The organism is Mesorhizobium sp. M0768 (genome assembly GCF_040320195.1).
Classification (GTDB): domain Bacteria; phylum Pseudomonadota; class Alphaproteobacteria; order Rhizobiales; family Rhizobiaceae; genus Mesorhizobium.
The window spans coordinates 292,441-307,415 of record NZ_JAMYPD010000003.1 but is presented as its reverse complement, the minus strand read 5'-3'; the positions used below and the strand labels follow the sequence as shown (position 1 = coordinate 307,415).

The window sequence follows — 14,975 nt, the reverse complement described above, 5'->3', positions numbered from 1 at the left end:
GTCCTTCACTGTTTCATGGCATCGTCCAGCGCAAGGTTGAGGGCCAGCACATTGACTACCGCCTCGCCGATGAATCCCAATTCGCGATCTTCGACATGGCTGTCGACAAGCGATTTGATCCTGGATTCATCGACGCCCCTGGCCTTGGCCACCCTGGCAACCTGAAAATAGGCCGCATCGGGGCTGATATGCGGATCGAGGCCGCTGCCGGACGTGGTGACCAGATTCATCGGTACCGGCTGGCTCGGGTTTTCGGCTCTCAGCTTTTCGGCGTCGCTCTTGATCCTGTCGATGAGCTTCGGGTTGGTCGGGCCGAGATTCGAGCCGCCCGAGGCGGCGGCATTGTAGCCGTCGCCGGCAGCCGACGGGCGGCCATGGAAGTAGCGGTCGCTTTCGAAAGCCTGGCCGATCAGTTCGGAACCGACGAGCTTGCCGTCCTTCTCGATCAGGCTGCCATTGGCCTGGCGCGAAAACAGCGCCTGGGCAATGCCGGTCATGCCGATCGGATAGACCAAACCCGTCAGAATGGTGAAGAAGACGATCATGACGATCGCGGGCCTGATTTGATTGAGCATCGACGTGGTTCCTTAGGCGAGACCGAGAGCGGTGATGGCCATGTCGATCATCTTGATGCCAACGAAGGGCACTACGACGCCGCCAAGGCCATAGACAATGAGATTGCGGCTGAGCAGCGCACCGGCGCCGACCGCGCGGTATTTGACGCCCCTCAGCGACAGCGGGATCAGCGCAATGATGATCAGCGCGTTGAAGATGATGGCCGAGAGGATAGCGCTCTGCGGCGTCGCCAGATGCATGACATTTAGCGCTTGCAGCGGCCCGGCGGTCTGGCCCGGGGCGATGTAGAAGACGGCGAATATTGCCGGGATGATGGCAAAATACTTGGCCACGTCATTGGCGATGGAGAAGGTGGTCAGCGAGCCACGCGTCATCAGCAGCGCCTTGCCGATTTCGACGATCTCGATCAGCTTGGTCGGATCGCTGTCGAGATCGACCATGTTGCCGGCCTCGCGCGCCGCGACCGTGCCGGTGTTCATGGCAACGCCGACATCGGCCTGCGCAAGGGCCGGCGCATCGTTGGTGCCATCGCCGCACATCGCGACCAGTTTGCCTTTGGCCTGCTCGTCGCGGATCAGCTTCAACTTGTCCTCGGGCGTCGCCTGGGCAAGGAAGTCGTCGACGCCGGCTTCCGCCGCGATCGCCGCCGCGGTCATCGGATTATCGCCGGTGATCATCACCGTGCGGATGCCCATGCGGCGCAATTCGGCAAAGCGTTCTGCGATGCCGCCCTTGACGATGTCCTTCAGATGGACGACGCCGAGCAGGCGCCCGTCGCGCTCGACCGCGAGTGGAGTGCCACCCGATTTGGCGATCTCGTCGGCGATCGCCTGAAGGTCGCGGACGGTGTCGCTGCCGGGGCGCATACTGCCTGTGGCAACGGTCGAGAGGTTGACGTGGGCAAGTACCGCATCGACTGCGCCCTTGCGGACCGAGGAGCCTTCCAGATCGACACCGCTCATGCGGGTTTGCGCGGTGAAGGGCACGAAAGTCGCGTGCAGGCTTGCCATGTCGCGGGCGCGGATAGCGTATTTTTCCTTCGCCAGGACGACGATCGAGCGGCCTTCCGGCGTTTCGTCGGCAAGCGAGGCAAGCTGAGCCGCGTCGGCCAGTTCCTGTTCGGTGACGCCCTTGATCGGACGAAATGCCGTCGCCTGACGGTTGCCCAGCGTGATGGTTCCGGTCTTGTCGAGCAGCAGCGTGTCGACATCGCCGGCCGCCTCGACGGCGCGGCCCGACATGGCGAGCACGTTGAAGCGCACCAAGCGGTCCATGCCGGCAATGCCGATAGCCGACAGCAGGGCGCCAATTGTGGTCGGGATCAGGGTAACGAACAGGGCGACCAGCACGGTCACCGAGATATAGCCGCCCGAATACGAGGCGAAGCTCGGGATCGTCGCCGTCGCCAGCACGAAGATCAGCGTCATGCCGACGAGCAGGATGTTGAGCGCGATCTCGTTGGGTGTCTTCTGGCGCTCGGCGCCCTCGACCAGCGAGATCATGCGGTCGAGGAACGTATGACCGGCAGCCGCAGTGATGCGCACGCGGATCCAGTCGGACAAGACCTGCGTGCCGCCGGTCACCGCCGAACGATCGCCTCCGGATTCGCGGATGACCGGTGCGGATTCGCCGGTGATGGCCGCCTCGTTGACCGACGCCACGCCTTCGACCACCTCGCCGTCCGAGGGGATGATGTCGCCGGCTTCGACAAGCACGATGTCGCCGACCTTCAGGCTGGTGCCGGGCACCAGTTTGAACTTGCTGCGGTCGCCACCGTTCAACAGCTTGGCCTGCGTCTCGGTTCGCGCCCGACGCAGCGAGTCAGCTTGCGCCTTGCCGCGGCCTTCGGCCACCGCTTCGGCGAAATTGGCGAAGAGCACGGTGAACCACAGCCAGATGATGATCTGCAGCATGAAGCCAAGATCGCCGCCGCTGGTAACGAGATCCTTGACGAACAGCACGGTGGTGAGCGCCGAGACGACGGCGACGACAAACATCACCGGGTTTCGCATCAAGGTGCGCGGGTTCAGTTTTCTGAAGGAACCGCCGATAGCGGGCCACAGAATGCGGGTATCCATGATGCTCACGGATTTCGACGGGCTCATTTGGTAGCTCCAGTGTCGATGTTGTTGACCGGTCGATCGTGTGCCGAACGAAGGTGCGGCGGCCCGTAAGCCAGCAGCCAGATCATGATCAAGGCTGCCGCAATAGCGAGGAATGTGGACAGCGTCGGGAAAGGAGGGGGCGTTTTCTCCCCCTCCGGCTCGGGGCGATGCCGGACCTTTCGAGGTATGATCTTGAACCAGGGCATCGCCGTTTCAGAATGTCTGACCGTGAATCATCGCCAGGTGCTCGACGATCGGTCCGACCGCCAGGGCCGGGAAGAAGGTCAGGCCGCCGACGATCAGGATGACACCGGCCAGCAGCCCGACGAACAGCGGACCGTCGGTCGGGAAGGTGCCGGCGGAGGCAGGGACGGTCTTCTTCGCAACCAGCGAGCCAGCAATCGCCAACGCCGGAATAATGACCAGGAACCGGCCCATCAGCATGCCGATGCCGAGCGTTACGTTGTACCAGGGCGTGTTGCCGCTGAGGCCGCCAAAGGCGGAGCCATTGTTCGCCGCGGCCGAGGTGTAGGCATAGAGAACCTCGGAGAAGCCGTGCGGGCCGGCATTGGCGATGGAAGCAACGCCGGTCGGCAGCACCACCGCGATAGCGGTGAAGATCAGCATTGCAAGCGGCAGGCAGAGCACGGCCAGCATAGCCATCTTGACCTCCTTGGCCTCGATCTTCTTGCCGAGATATTCGGGCGTGCGTCCGACCATCAGCCCGGCGACGAAAACGGCAATGACGATGAACATCAGGATACCGTAGAAGCCGGCGCCGACGCCGCCGACAATGACCTCGCCGAGTTGCATGTTGATGATGGGGATCATGCCGCCGAGTGCGGTGAAGCTGTCATGCATGGCGTTGACCGCGCCGCAGGATGCGGCCGTGGTGATGACGGCAAACAGTGCCGACAGGGCGATGCCGAAGCGGCTCTCCTTGCCCTCCATGTTGCCGCCGTCGACGCCCAGCGCATGGACGAGCGGATTGCCGGCGGCTTCTGCCCAGTAGCAGACGGCAACGCCGGCGATGAACAGCACGCCCATCGCCGACAGAATTGCCCAGCCCTGGCGCTGGTTGCCTACCATGCGGCCGAAGACATTGGTCAGCGCCGCGCCGAGGGCAAAGATCGTCACCATCTGGATCAGGTTGGAGATTGCATCGGGATTTTCGAACGGGTGCGCGGCATTGGCGTTGAAGAAACCGCCGCCGTTGGTGCCGAGCATCTTGATGGCAACCTGGGAAGCGACCGGCCCGACCGCGATAGTCTGTTGCGCGCCTTCGAGCGTCGTCGCGTTGACGTAGGCAGCGAACGTTTGCGGCATGCCGAGATAGACATAGACAAGAGTCAACACGATGCAAAAGGGCAAAAGCAGGTAGAGCGTGCCGCGGGTCATATCGACCCAGAAATTGCCGATCGATTTGCCTGAGGCTCTAGCAAAGCCGCGGATCAATGCGACCGCAATGGCGACGCCAGTCGCCGCCGACAGAAAATTCTGTACGGTCAAGCCGGCCATCTGCACGAGATAGGTCATCGTGCTTTCGCCGCCGTAGTTCTGCCAGTTGGTGTTGGTCATGAAGCTGGCGGCGGTGTTGAAGGCCAGCCCAGGTTCGACGGCGGTCATGCCGGCCGGATTGTAGGGCAGGCCGCCTTGCAGCCGTTGCAGCAAATAGAGCACCAGGAAGCCGGCCAGGTTAAAGAACAGCAGGGCCGCCGCATAGGAGGTCCAGTGCTGCTCCTCGCGCTCGCTGGTCCCTGATATGCGGTAGAGCCCGCGCTCGAGCGGGGCCAGAATTGACGACAGGAATGTGCGCTCGCCGCTGAAAACGCGATGCATGTAGCCGCCGAGCGGCTTGGCCAGCAAAACGACGATCCCGCAATAGACGAGGATCTGCAGCCATCCGTTGATTGTCATGGGGTTGGCTCCTTGCCAGTGGAGATCAGAAGCGTTCCGGGCGAAAGAGGGCGTATGTCAGGTAGGCGAGAAGAAACAAGGTCACGGCGCCGCCGAGGATATAGTCGAATAGCATGTTACGATCCCCTAAACTTACAGCTTGTCGCAGGCTTTGATGTAGCCGAAGCATAGAGCAAAGAACGCGATTCCAATCGCGACAACAACTATGTCCATCATGAAATTTTCCTATATTGTGTTTGTTATTTGGAAAAAACTGTCCAAGCCCGTTCACCGCATCATGTCGGCGGCTGGATACATCGCTGCGGCGAATATGGATCAAAGTGCCATAAAGGTTCGAGACGGGACGCGGAGCAAAGAAATCAAAATCCCATAAGGATTTCGCCGCCTCGGCGCTGGCCACAGCTTCAGGAGGGAGGTGCGCACCGGCGCGCGAAGCTGCCGGGGCTCAGTCCGCGCGGGTGTAGATCACCGCGTAATCGTCCGCATAGGCCCGCTTCCAGCCCAGTTCGTCGAAGAACGGAATGCGGCTGTCGTCGGCGGTCAACAACGCCCAGCCTATCGTATATTTGTCGAGTTGGGCTTTCAGGATCGGCTTGCCCCGGCTGTGCCCAGTCCGCTCATCCGTTTCCGTAAAGCCGTTCAGGAAGAGCTGATCCGCGCGGCCGTCGATAAACGTCTTGACGCCGTGGAAAATCAGCGTGCCACCGAAATCGTAGGAGTTCAGCAGATTGCCCGACAGATTATGGGTTTGGGCAAAGGCCAGTGCGTCCCTCGCCGAGGTCTTCTGGCTCGGCGCGACCGGATAGGTCGTGAAGGCGGCAGCCGCCAAAACCAGCAAAACGGCAAGTCCAGCACAAATCCTGGAAAATTGCCGTGCGAAAAATTGTTCAAGTCCGTCACGCTTTTCCGCCGCCCATTTCTCGGCTGAAAGCGCTGGATATTGTTGCGCGACCTCGACGGCAAGGACCACCGGCACGAGAAGAAAGAATAGGTACATGAACCGTATGTGGGTGAGATAGACGTGCAACGTGAAGACAAGGAACAGCGCCTTGGCCCAGCCAATGCGCAATCTCGACACGAGCAGCCCGAAAAACGCCACCAGCAGGGCCACCTCCTGGAGGGTGTGCCGCGCGGCGTCGAAGGGCTGCCACTCCGCAATGTAAGGCACCGCCTCATTGCCATAGGCCACGGTGAATGTGGCGAGTATGGCCTTGACGCCATAGGGATTGAGCAGGCTGACCAGTGGGCAAAGCAGCCCGAAAAGGATCCACTTGGCCAGCAGCCGGGGGTTCGACAAGCGTGTGCGCATGACGAGATCGAGGCCGGCGAAGGCGGCGATGACGAAACCGAAGGTGAAGGTGGCATGGAGATTGGCCCACAGGCAAAGCAGCGCCAGCAGCCATAAGGGCGGCGCTTTCTCGTTGCGTGCGGCCTGGAAAAGACCGGCGGTCCAGACGACGATGATGGGCAAGGTAAAGATGTGCGGCCGGGCGACATAGATTGGCCCGATCAAGAGCGCGAGAACCAGCGTCAGTCCTATCGCCAGCGTCGGCTTCAACCACGCGCTGAGATACCACGACGTCAAGAAGACCGTCAGCGCGATTACTGCAGTCGCCAGCAGCACCACGCCGTTCCAGCCGCCGGCTTCAAAGGCAATTGCAAGGAGAACCTGGCTAAGCCATTCCTTGGCGATCCATGGCTGGCCGGCAAAAGTGTAGGAATAGATGTCGACGGTGGGGAATGTGCGGCTTGCCAGCATATCCATGCCGACCTTGATGTGCCACCAGCTATCGGGATCCTGCAGGAGGGAGGTGGCAAAGGCGAGGAGCGCCGCCGCCATCACGACCGCCGCCACCAGGCAAAACATCAGCCTCACATGCCGTATGTCGTCTATCGACGGCCTCGCCTCACCAGATATCCCGCGCATATGGCATCCCTGAGCCGCGATAGCGGAAGGGATAGGCCGAACTTGTTAGAAAACCGATAAGCCGCAGGATAGCGGCCTCTATGCCGCGCGTCCAACCGGCTGGGCGGCTCAGCCCTCGGCCTTGAAGTTCTTGGCTTCCTTCTCGACCTTCGGGCTGTCCTTGCCGTGCTTGCGCATCAGATCCTTCGCCTGCTTCGGCGAAACGTCGGTGGTTTCGGCCAGGCGCAGAGCCTCCTTTTCGTCCAGATCGCGCGTCTTGCGGTCGGCCATTGCGGTTTTCTTGTCAGCCATTACGACGCTCTTATGCTCTCGGCGATTTCGTTCAGCACCTTGCGGTCGGTGCCGTGGCGCTTGATCAGCGTGCGTGCCTGCTCAGGGGTAATGCCCGCTTCCTCGGCGAAGTGACGTACCTCGTAGTCTTCGCCGCCCGCCATTCGTGAGCGGTCGCGACTGTCGGTCTTGGTTTTGTCGTCGGCCATGGCAGCTCTCCTCATCTCAACGAGAGCATAACGGGCAAGATTTCAGCGAGTTCCTTCGAGCGTGTCGCCCAACTACCGGCTTCGGGCATGACCCGGCATGAGCAGCGGTTTTGCTCAAAGCAAGGGCTTGGTGCCAGGCCGACCTTCACGCACAAACAGGCCGGCCTCTTTGGCGGCGCTGCCACCGCCCGCCACTGCTCCTGGGCGCAGCCTGATGTTCGTTCCAGATTGTTTTAATGGGAGCGATGGTCGAACACGACGCCCATGGTCCTACCAACCGCCGTCATGACGATAAGCTCGACCAGATCGTCGTCACTGTTGCCGCAGGCCGGAGCCGTCCTGCGAACGATGTCCAGCATCGCCCTCGTCGATATGGTGTCGCCGGCACCAAACCGTGAAAGCGCAGATGAAACAAGCTCTTGGGCTGTCAAGTCGGCGACCGTCACCCGCTTCACCACGTTCATTGGCTTCCTCCCACCATGAACCCTCTCCCGGGAGAATGATACGCCGAACGTCGCGTTTCGCCAGCAAAATGGTGGTCCTACCAGCGCGTGGGCAGCGACCGAAATCGTCGGTTTTGCGGGAGGCAATCCGGGCGCGAGGCGGCAGCGCTTTGTGCCATGCGACTTCCCATGGACCCAATCCCGGCGGCCGGGATCGGTCTCAGTTTTATCTAATGGCAGTCTGATGCTTGGCAGTGTGGTCTGCTCGGTTGCGGCCGAAGCCGGCGCAGCAAGAACCACGGTGCGGGCAGAACCGGTCTGTCTTTTTCGTTTGACGCAATTCCGCACGGAAAACCGTTCACACGTTTTCCTGGAATTGCTTGTCTTGTGACTCTAGGCGGCCAGGTCGCTCGGAAGCTTGCCGCCGTTCTCGGCCAGCTTTTTCATCAGTGCGTCGTGCAGCCACAGATTCATCGTTACAGTGTCGTTCATATCGCCGGTGTAGTTCAGCTCGTGGGCAAGCTCCTTGCGGGCGCCGAGGCTGCTGTCGATATTCAGAGCCTTCATCAGGTCGACGATCGAATTCTTCCAGTTGAGTTTCTGCCCCCTCGCGGCCACCGCCTTGTCGAGAATGGCAGCGATGTCCGGGGCAGAGGACGGCGCGGCCGGCGCGGCCGGAGCCGGGGTTGCAGCCGGGGCGGATCGGGTAGGCGCCGTCGGCTGGGGGGCCGTGCTCGAAGCAGGCGCGGGAGACGGTTGCGCCGGCGGCGCTTCGCCCGCAACCGCGTTTCCGAAAATCGCACCTTTGATACTGTCGAAAATGCCCATTGCTATCTCCTGTATTGGCTCGACGGTGTGTTGCCCTGACGGTCGGTGAGGCGACCGTTGCCGAATGCCGCATTGAGCGCCCTGGTTGTACCGGACCACGAACGCAACGCAGGGGCAACTCAAAACTGACTAAAAGGTAAAGGCTTGGTTGCATTGGGGTATCGGCTCAGTGATCCGGCCCGAGAGTAGAATAGGTCGGATCGCGGCCCGACAAATCGTCACGCGCAATGCACGAGGGAACGGTCAGCAGCCAGTTTTGCTGACGCAGACCAGAAAAATCATCTAGATTCGTGTTCGCAATTCGCTGAGAGGAACGAAGCCATGACAGCAGTCGTCGCATCCGACAGGCTCGAACGTTCGCTGGTTTGGGCAGAGGACGATCCGTCGGTCAAATGGGCCGGCGCTTTCGCGGTTTACGGCGGGCACGGCACCACCCAGTCCTCGGTCATTGTCTACGAGATCGAGCCCGGCAAGCGGCTCGGCTGGCACAGCGACGCCACCGAAGAGACGCAATACATCATCGCCGGCACCGGCGAGCTACACATTGAGGGCGGCACCACCCACCCGGTCGGGCCGGGCAGCGTCCTGGTACTTCCGACGCCGGTCAGGCACGACCTCGTCAACACCGGCACCGAAACCCTGCGCGCCGTCGCTTTCTTTGCGGCGGCGATGTTCACGCAGACATTCGACAACGTCATGCTGCCGCCGAAATCCCATGTCCTCGGAACGCCCAATCGTGCGGGCTGAATGCGTGCCGGCGAGAATCACCAGGCCTGCGGATTGCGGACTCGGAGCTGAGGTGAGCGCGCGCGCGGCCGGCAAGCGGTTTGGCGTCGTTACGCGCTCGCGTCATGGGCGGACCGGCTGATGGCGCCCGTCAAGGTCGACCCCGCCAAGGTGCGCGAGTTCAGGGATGCCGAAAGCTTCCATGCCTGGCTTGGCGAGCATCACGACAGCGAGGACGAAGTCTGGATCAAGATCCATAAGCTCGATTCGGGACTGCCGTCGATCACGCCGAAGCAAGCCATCGACGCGGCGTTGTGCTGGGGCTGGATCGATGCAGTGCGCAAGGCCTTGGACGGCAAAAGCTACCTGCAGCGCTACACCCCGCGCGGCAGGAAGAGCACCTGGAGCCAGATCAATGTCGACAATGTCGCCCGGCTGATCGAGGAGGGCCGGATGACCGAGCACGGGCTGAGGCAGGTCGATGCGGCCAAGGCCGACGGCCGCTGGGCGCGCGCCTACAAGAGCGGCAAGGAGATGAAGATCCCCGACGACCTCCAGGCGGCAATAGACGCCGAGCCCACGGCGAAAGAGATGCTGGCAAAGCTCAGCGGGCAAAACCGCTTCGCACTCGCCTTCCGCATCCACAACATGAAAACCGAAGCCGGACGCAAGAAGAAGATCGCGGCGTTCGTGGAGATGCTGAAGCGCGCGAGACGATCTATCCGCAGGGCAGAAAGTAACATCTGACGAGGCCTGCCGGCGCTGCGTCTTGTGCTTGTCCCTGTCGGCGAGCCCCGAATGCGGCCGGATCACTGCTCAGGCCCACCTTCGATCCGGGCGATGTCGCCGACGATTTGTTTTCGACGAGCGTCGCCCGGCACTTCGACACCAGCTCTCATTCGTTTAGTTGATGCAGGAAAAAGTCTCGTCCTCACAGTCGGCATAGTATATTAGCAGGCGCTGTTATGAGGTTTTTGCCCGTTCAGGAGCCGACTGGCACGTGGGCCGTGTTTGATGCGGCCGTGGATGTGCCTGCGGATTTCGCTGGCAGTTGCCTTATCGGCTTGCCGCGGGAGCGGGCGGAGTGGCTCGCAGCAAGAGCCAATCGAGATGCTGCAAAAGGCACTTCGATTTGCCGGTTGTCAGCTGCCGGACCGGCACAAGCCGCGGTTCCTAGACTTAGACCGATAGGAGAGATTTCGATGATGCAAGAAAGGGTAATGGCGGCTGCGTTGGCAGCCAGGAATCAGGAAGCGGATATTCGTGGTGTCTTCGATATCACCAACAAAACCGATGCGCCAATTGGCCCCCGCCGATTGGGCGAGGCTATCCACTTTGTCGCCAATGCACCTATCGTTGGCTATGATGTTCACGCCGCCGTCATCAGATATGGCCCAGTCGGAACCCCCAGCCTCAGAGCAACAGATTGCGCACAGCTGTGGGAGAAGTTCGGCGAGGCCTTGCTGCAACACTGACGGGCAGATCTTTGGCGCGTATGGCACCACCATCGTGCAGGACACTTCCCTGGCGAGAACGACATGCAAGCCTGGCCGGTAATGTTGCAATTAAATTAGCGTGAGTGCATATTTTTTGCTGGCTGGACTCGCAACCGGCCAGGCCCGGCGGCCGGCCGCCAACGGGCTGTCAGGCCGGCGACAAATGGCTCCGCAGGCCCGACGGTCCCTTGGCAAGATCGCCGGAACCACAGCATGATGCGGCGGCAAAACGGGTTTGGGAGAATGATATGCCTAAGGTTTCGGAACTCTTTTTCAAGACAGCCATCATCTTTCTTATTCTGGGAATTGCAGCTGGCCTGCAGATGGCAATTTCAGGCGATCACGGCGCGTTTCCGGCTCACGCGCACATCAACCTGCTGGGGTGGGTCACCAGTGCAATATTCGGCGGCTATTATGCGCTGAACCCGGCGAAGGCTGCCCGCAGGAGCGCGATGATCCACTACGGAGTCTACAATCTCGGCCTGGTCGTGATGCTGCCGGCCCTTTACCTGATGCTGCAGGGAAATCCGGCGCTCGAGCCGATCGTCGCCACCGGCTCAATGATTGTCGCTGCCGCCGTGCTGATCTTTGCCTTCGTGGTTTTCTCCGCCGAAACAGAGCGCTCAGTCTCGGAAATACAAGCGGTCCCGCGCTAGACGGGGCGGCGACAGTGCCGTGTCGACTAAGCCCGTGCTTCTGGTGAAGCGCGGGCCGATCGGTTGTGGGCTGATCTGAGGTAAGGGTGCGGCGAAGCTGAAAGCCGCTCAGTAGCCTTCGCGCCCCCTCGCCTGCCTCAAGATACTGCATCGCAGCGGCAGTCGCCGTCCAGTGTCCCTTCAGACTCGGCGAGCCGGTGAGATTTAACTGGCGGAGAGAGCGGGATTCGAACCCGCGTTACGGTTTCCCGTAAACACACTTTCCAGGCGTGCGCCTTCAACCACTCGGCCACCTCTCCGTCTCTTTAGCATTTTCGACGCGGCCGGTTTCGCCGCGCGGGTTGGGGAGATGCATCTCCTTTGGGATTCCGGTGCCGGAATTCCGGCCGTGGGCGCCGTCAACCAGCGGATACCCTTTCCCCGCACCTGAGCCGTCAAAGCAACAGGCGCGGGGCTCATCTAGTCGATCCGGTGCCGAATGCCAAGACATAACGGCAGTCTATTCGCTTTGCCGGATACGGATGCTCAGCCCATGCCGCTGGGGCACCCGTTGGGAGCCTATCGAAAGGAGCGGCGGAGGTGTGCTTGCCGTCCCCGGCGCGCCACCGGTCCCGGCGAACCGGCGGCCGCAGGTTCAACTTCGCGTGTCGCGATTGCGGATAAAGCACGCAGATCCTATTTAACAGTCCACACGACATTCTGATAAACTCCTGGGGAGGAAGGGTCCGGATGTTCCGCTTTATCTTCCGTCTTGCCGCAATGATCGCGCTTTCGGTTTCGGTCATCATGGCCGTGCTCGATGCGACCCGCTCGGTGGCGGCTTCGGCGCTGGTGATGACTCCGCTCAACACCAGCTGGCTCGCGGTTTCGCCGGATACGCGCAGCGCCTTCGAAAGCTTCGTCCGCGACAAGGTCAACCCGCTGCTGTGGGACGGTGCCATCGCCTGGGTGCTCAGCCAGCCCGGCTTTGCCGTGTTCGCGGTGCTGGCGTTCATTCTTTATGCCATCGGTTACAGGCGGCAGCGCCCCAGCGGGCGGTTCGCCGCAACCTGACATTTCCAGCCTGACCCGGTGATCCCGTACCAGGAAGGCTCAACCAAGAAGAAAAGGAAGCCACACATGTTTCTCAGCGACATGCTGAACAAGAAGCTCAACCTGCCGAAACCCTCCGAGGCGTTGCCCGGCCGCGACCGGCCGATCCCGACGGCATCGAAGCACTTTGTCTCGAACAGGCCGCTCAAGGGTCCTTATCCCGAAGGGATGGAAATGGCGATGTTCGGGCTGGGCTGCTTCTGGGGCGCCGAGCGCCTGTTCTGGCAAGTCGAGGGCGTATGGGTCACGGCGGCCGGCTATGCCGGCGGCGTCACGCCCAACCCGACCTATCAGGAAACCTGCACGGGCCTGACAGGCCATGCCGAAGTCGTGCTCGTCATCTACGATCCCAAGATCGTGTCCTATGCCGAGCTCTTGAAGCTGTTCTGGGAAAGCCACGACCCGACGCAAGGCATGCGCCAGGGCAATGATGTCGGCACCACCTACCGTTCGGCGATCTATACGTTCAACGACGCGCAGTACCAGGCGGCGCTCGCCTCGCGCGATGCCTACGAGGCTTCGCTGCGCGGTGCCGGACGCGGCAAGATCACCACCGAGATCGCGCCGGCGCCGGAATTCTACTTCGCCGAGGAAGACCACCAGCAATATCTGGCGAAGAACCCTTACGGCTATTGCGGCCTGCAGGGAACCGGCGTCACCTGCGCCATTCCGGCCGCCGTCTCCGCCTGATTTTATGCCCCTGACGCAAGGAATATGCTGTGGCGCCGCGATGCGGCGCCATGCTTTTCCAAAGGGTCAAAATTCCACGTGAATTTTGTTTCGGGCCGTGCCAGATTGACCCGAAGCGGGAGGAAGACACTCCTGCCCGACACCGTATGCCTGCCGGAGAACCGGGCCGGCATGCGGTGCATAATGGACAAATAACCGACAGGGGTGTGGATCACATGAAACGTATCGTTCTCGGCCTCATGGCCGCAGCTGCAATGGTTCTTCCGGCCTTCGCCGCGGACATTCAACCCGCGATCCTCTATGATCTCGGCGGCAAGTTTGACAAGTCGTTCAACGAGGCGTCCTTCCACGGCGCTGAAAAGTTCAAGACCGAGACCGGCATCCCCTATGTGGAATTCGAGGTCAGCAACGCCACCCAGCGCGAGCAGGCGCTGCGCCGTTTCGCCGAGGACGGCCGCAACCCGATCGTCATGGCGGGCTTCTCGTGGGCTGACGCGCTTGACAAGATCGCCACCGAGTTCCCCGACACCAAATTCGCCATCATCGACATGGTCGTCGACAAGCCCAATGTCCGCTCCCTGGTCTATAAGGAGCAGGAAGGCTCGTACCTCGTCGGCGTGATGGCGGCGATGGCTTCCAAGACCAAGAAGGTCGGCTTCGTCGGCGGCATGGATATTCCGCTGATCCGCAGGTTCGGCTGCGGCTATGTCGGCGGCGCCAAGGCGGCCGGGGCCACCGACGTCATCCAGAACATGACCGGCGATACGCCGGCAGCCTGGAACGATCCGGCCAAGGGCGGCGAGATCGCCAAGACGCAAATCGACCAGGGCGCCGACGTAATCTACGCAGCGGCGGGCGGCACCGGTGTCGGTGTGCTGCAGGCAGCGGCCGACGCCGGCAAGCTCGGCATCGGCGTTGATTCCAACCAGAACGGCCTGCAGCCCGGCAAGGTGCTGACCTCGATGGTCAAGCGCGTCGACGTTGCCGTCTACAACACCTTCATGGATGCCAAGAACGACAAGTTCACGGCGGGCGTCAACGATCTCGGCCTCAAGGAAGGCGGGGTCGACTACGCCATGGACGACAACAACAAGGCGCTTGTCGACGATGCGATGAAAGCGGCGGTCGAAAAAGCCAAGGCCGACATCATCGCCGGCACCATCAAGGTGCACGACTACATGTCGGACAATGCCTGCCCGTATTGATCCGCCGGCACTGATTGCGAACCGCCGGGCGTGGTCCCGGCGGTTTTGTTTTGGCAAACGCCGGTGAACCATCAACCCCCCCGGGGACGCAGATGCAGCCGACAGTCGAACCGATGCGCGAGCGCGATGTTGAGGCAGTCGCGCAATTGCGCCTTGCCGCCTTTTTTGATGGCACCGCAAGGACGCTCGAAGATGACATCGCCGGCCTTCGCAAGCTGCTGGCTGGTGACGGATTCGAGACTTCCCTGGTTGCCCGGATCGGTGATATCCCAGTCGGTACGTGTTTGCTGGTCCGCCGTGAACTGGAGCTGGCGCATGAACTGACGCCATGGCTAGCCGGGCTGGCTGTCGCTCCGAAGCACCAGCACCAAGGGATCGGCACGGCACTGGTTAGGGCGACCGAAGCGCGCGCAGCATCGGCCGGCGTTGTCGAATTCTATCTTTATACCTGGCAGGCGCGCGATTTCTATGCGGCGCTCGGCTGGATGACGGTCGAAACGTTCGAACAAGATTGCGCACCCATGTTGCTGATGTCGCGAAGGCCCAGCCTATAACCGTTGCTCGCCTCACCAGTGCGGCGGCTTGGTCACCGGCACGTCGGGCGCGGCCTGTTCCTCCAGCGCCAGGAAGCGCTCGGCCAGCGCGTCCAGCTTGCGCTGCATGCGCTCGATCACCTTCCACTGCTCGGCGATCTGGCCGGACAGTTCCTCGATGATCTTCTCCTGCTCGGCGGCGCGGATTTCCAGCGTCGTCAGCCGGTCCTCGGGCATGGTCATTTGAAATCCTCGATCAGGCGATTGTGCAGGGTGCGGCCACGTTGGAAATTGACAAGCAT

The 14,975-nt window shown here is 61.5% G+C and carries 17 protein-coding genes, 1 tRNA gene and 1 pseudogene; 8 read left to right on the top strand and 11 right to left on the bottom strand.

The window, feature by feature from the left end; translation table 11 throughout:
* Nucleotides 1-5 precede the first annotated feature (5 nt).
* From kdpC to NKI08_RS05880, 9 genes are all read right to left on the bottom strand, one after another.
* A complete protein-coding gene (kdpC, locus tag NKI08_RS05920) occupies nt 6-575 on the bottom strand; it encodes a potassium-transporting ATPase subunit KdpC (protein WP_023675296.1) in 570 nt (189 codons plus the stop codon).
* Between the two features lie 12 nt (nt 576-587).
* Nucleotides 588-2,681 carry a potassium-transporting ATPase subunit KdpB gene (gene kdpB / locus NKI08_RS05915; protein WP_352767751.1) on the bottom strand — a complete coding sequence of 698 codons (2,094 nt, stop codon included), beginning with the start codon at nt 2,679-2,681 and terminating at the stop codon, nt 588-590.
* A gap of 213 nt (nt 2,682-2,894) precedes the next feature.
* The gene (gene kdpA / locus NKI08_RS05910; protein WP_352767749.1) at nt 2,895-4,598 is read right to left on the bottom strand and encodes a potassium-transporting ATPase subunit KdpA; all 1,704 of its coding nucleotides are present in this window, start codon (nt 4,596-4,598) and stop codon (nt 2,895-2,897) included.
* A 25-nt stretch (nt 4,599-4,623) separates the two neighbouring features.
* A complete protein-coding gene (gene kdpF, locus NKI08_RS05905) occupies nt 4,624-4,998 on the bottom strand; it encodes a K(+)-transporting ATPase subunit F (RefSeq protein WP_352767747.1) in 375 nt (124 codons plus the stop codon).
* A gap of 45 nt (nt 4,999-5,043) precedes the next feature.
* Nucleotides 5,044-6,525: a hypothetical protein gene (locus tag NKI08_RS05900; RefSeq protein ID WP_352767745.1), complete on the bottom strand. Its 1,482-nt coding sequence runs from the start codon at nt 6,523-6,525 to the stop codon at nt 5,044-5,046.
* A 108-nt stretch (nt 6,526-6,633) separates the two neighbouring features.
* Complete coding sequence (locus tag NKI08_RS05895; RefSeq protein ID WP_352469832.1) at nt 6,634-6,816, bottom strand: hypothetical protein; 183 nt, start codon at nt 6,814-6,816, stop codon at nt 6,634-6,636.
* Nucleotides 6,816-7,004: a DUF3606 domain-containing protein gene (locus NKI08_RS05890; RefSeq protein ID WP_352469459.1), complete on the bottom strand. Its 189-nt coding sequence runs from the start codon at nt 7,002-7,004 to the stop codon at nt 6,816-6,818. The genes NKI08_RS05895 and NKI08_RS05890 overlap by 1 nt, the downstream gene beginning before the upstream one ends.
* Before the next feature lie 233 nt (nt 7,005-7,237).
* On the bottom strand, nt 7,238-7,468 hold the full coding sequence (locus tag NKI08_RS05885) for a hypothetical protein (protein WP_352469460.1): 231 nt from the start codon (nt 7,466-7,468) through the stop codon (nt 7,238-7,240).
* Between the two features lie 372 nt (nt 7,469-7,840).
* Nucleotides 7,841-8,275, bottom strand: a complete 435-nt coding sequence (locus tag NKI08_RS05880) for a DUF3597 domain-containing protein (protein WP_352767743.1) — start codon at nt 8,273-8,275, stop codon at nt 7,841-7,843.
* A 321-nt stretch (nt 8,276-8,596) separates the two neighbouring features.
* Between NKI08_RS05880 and NKI08_RS05875 the strand changes: the two genes are divergently transcribed.
* From NKI08_RS05875 to NKI08_RS05860, 4 genes and pseudogenes are all read left to right on the top strand, one after another.
* Entirely contained in the window at nt 8,597-9,022 is a 426-nt protein-coding gene (locus NKI08_RS05875; protein WP_352465923.1) for a cupin domain-containing protein, read from the top strand.
* Nucleotides 9,023-9,142: 120 nt separating this feature from the next.
* Nucleotides 9,143-9,741, top strand: a pseudogene (locus NKI08_RS05870) (YdeI/OmpD-associated family protein).
* Between the two features lie 462 nt (nt 9,742-10,203).
* Nucleotides 10,204-10,476: a hypothetical protein gene (locus NKI08_RS05865; protein WP_352469463.1), complete on the top strand. Its 273-nt coding sequence runs from the start codon at nt 10,204-10,206 to the stop codon at nt 10,474-10,476.
* Nucleotides 10,477-10,745: 269 nt separating this feature from the next.
* Complete coding sequence (locus tag NKI08_RS05860; RefSeq protein WP_352616411.1) at nt 10,746-11,153, top strand: hypothetical protein; 408 nt, start codon at nt 10,746-10,748, stop codon at nt 11,151-11,153.
* Nucleotides 11,154-11,362: 209 nt separating this feature from the next.
* On the opposite strand, the gene NKI08_RS05855 is transcribed toward NKI08_RS05860, so the two are convergent.
* Nucleotides 11,363-11,452 (bottom strand) — tRNA-Ser (locus tag NKI08_RS05855).
* 430 nt (nt 11,453-11,882) lie between these two features.
* Between NKI08_RS05855 and NKI08_RS05850 the strand changes: the two genes are divergently transcribed.
* The 4 genes from NKI08_RS05850 (at nt 11,883) to NKI08_RS05835 (ending at nt 14,694) form a co-directional block, all read left to right on the top strand.
* Nucleotides 11,883-12,206 carry a hypothetical protein gene (locus NKI08_RS05850; RefSeq protein WP_352469464.1) on the top strand — a complete coding sequence of 108 codons (324 nt, stop codon included), beginning with the start codon at nt 11,883-11,885 and terminating at the stop codon, nt 12,204-12,206.
* Between the two features lie 66 nt (nt 12,207-12,272).
* Nucleotides 12,273-12,935: a peptide-methionine (S)-S-oxide reductase MsrA gene (gene msrA, locus NKI08_RS05845; protein ID WP_352539398.1), complete on the top strand. Its 663-nt coding sequence runs from the start codon at nt 12,273-12,275 to the stop codon at nt 12,933-12,935.
* Nucleotides 12,936-13,150: 215 nt separating this feature from the next.
* A complete protein-coding gene (locus tag NKI08_RS05840; RefSeq protein ID WP_352469466.1) occupies nt 13,151-14,140 on the top strand; it encodes a BMP family lipoprotein in 990 nt (329 codons plus the stop codon).
* A gap of 113 nt (nt 14,141-14,253) precedes the next feature.
* On the top strand, nt 14,254-14,694 hold the full coding sequence (locus tag NKI08_RS05835; RefSeq protein WP_352767739.1) for a GNAT family N-acetyltransferase: 441 nt from the start codon (nt 14,254-14,256) through the stop codon (nt 14,692-14,694).
* A 12-nt stretch (nt 14,695-14,706) separates the two neighbouring features.
* On the opposite strand, the gene NKI08_RS05830 is transcribed toward NKI08_RS05835, so the two are convergent.
* On the bottom strand, nt 14,707-14,916 hold the full coding sequence (locus tag NKI08_RS05830) for a SlyX family protein (protein ID WP_352469468.1): 210 nt from the start codon (nt 14,914-14,916) through the stop codon (nt 14,707-14,709).
* Nucleotides 14,917-14,975: the final 59 nt, after the last annotated feature.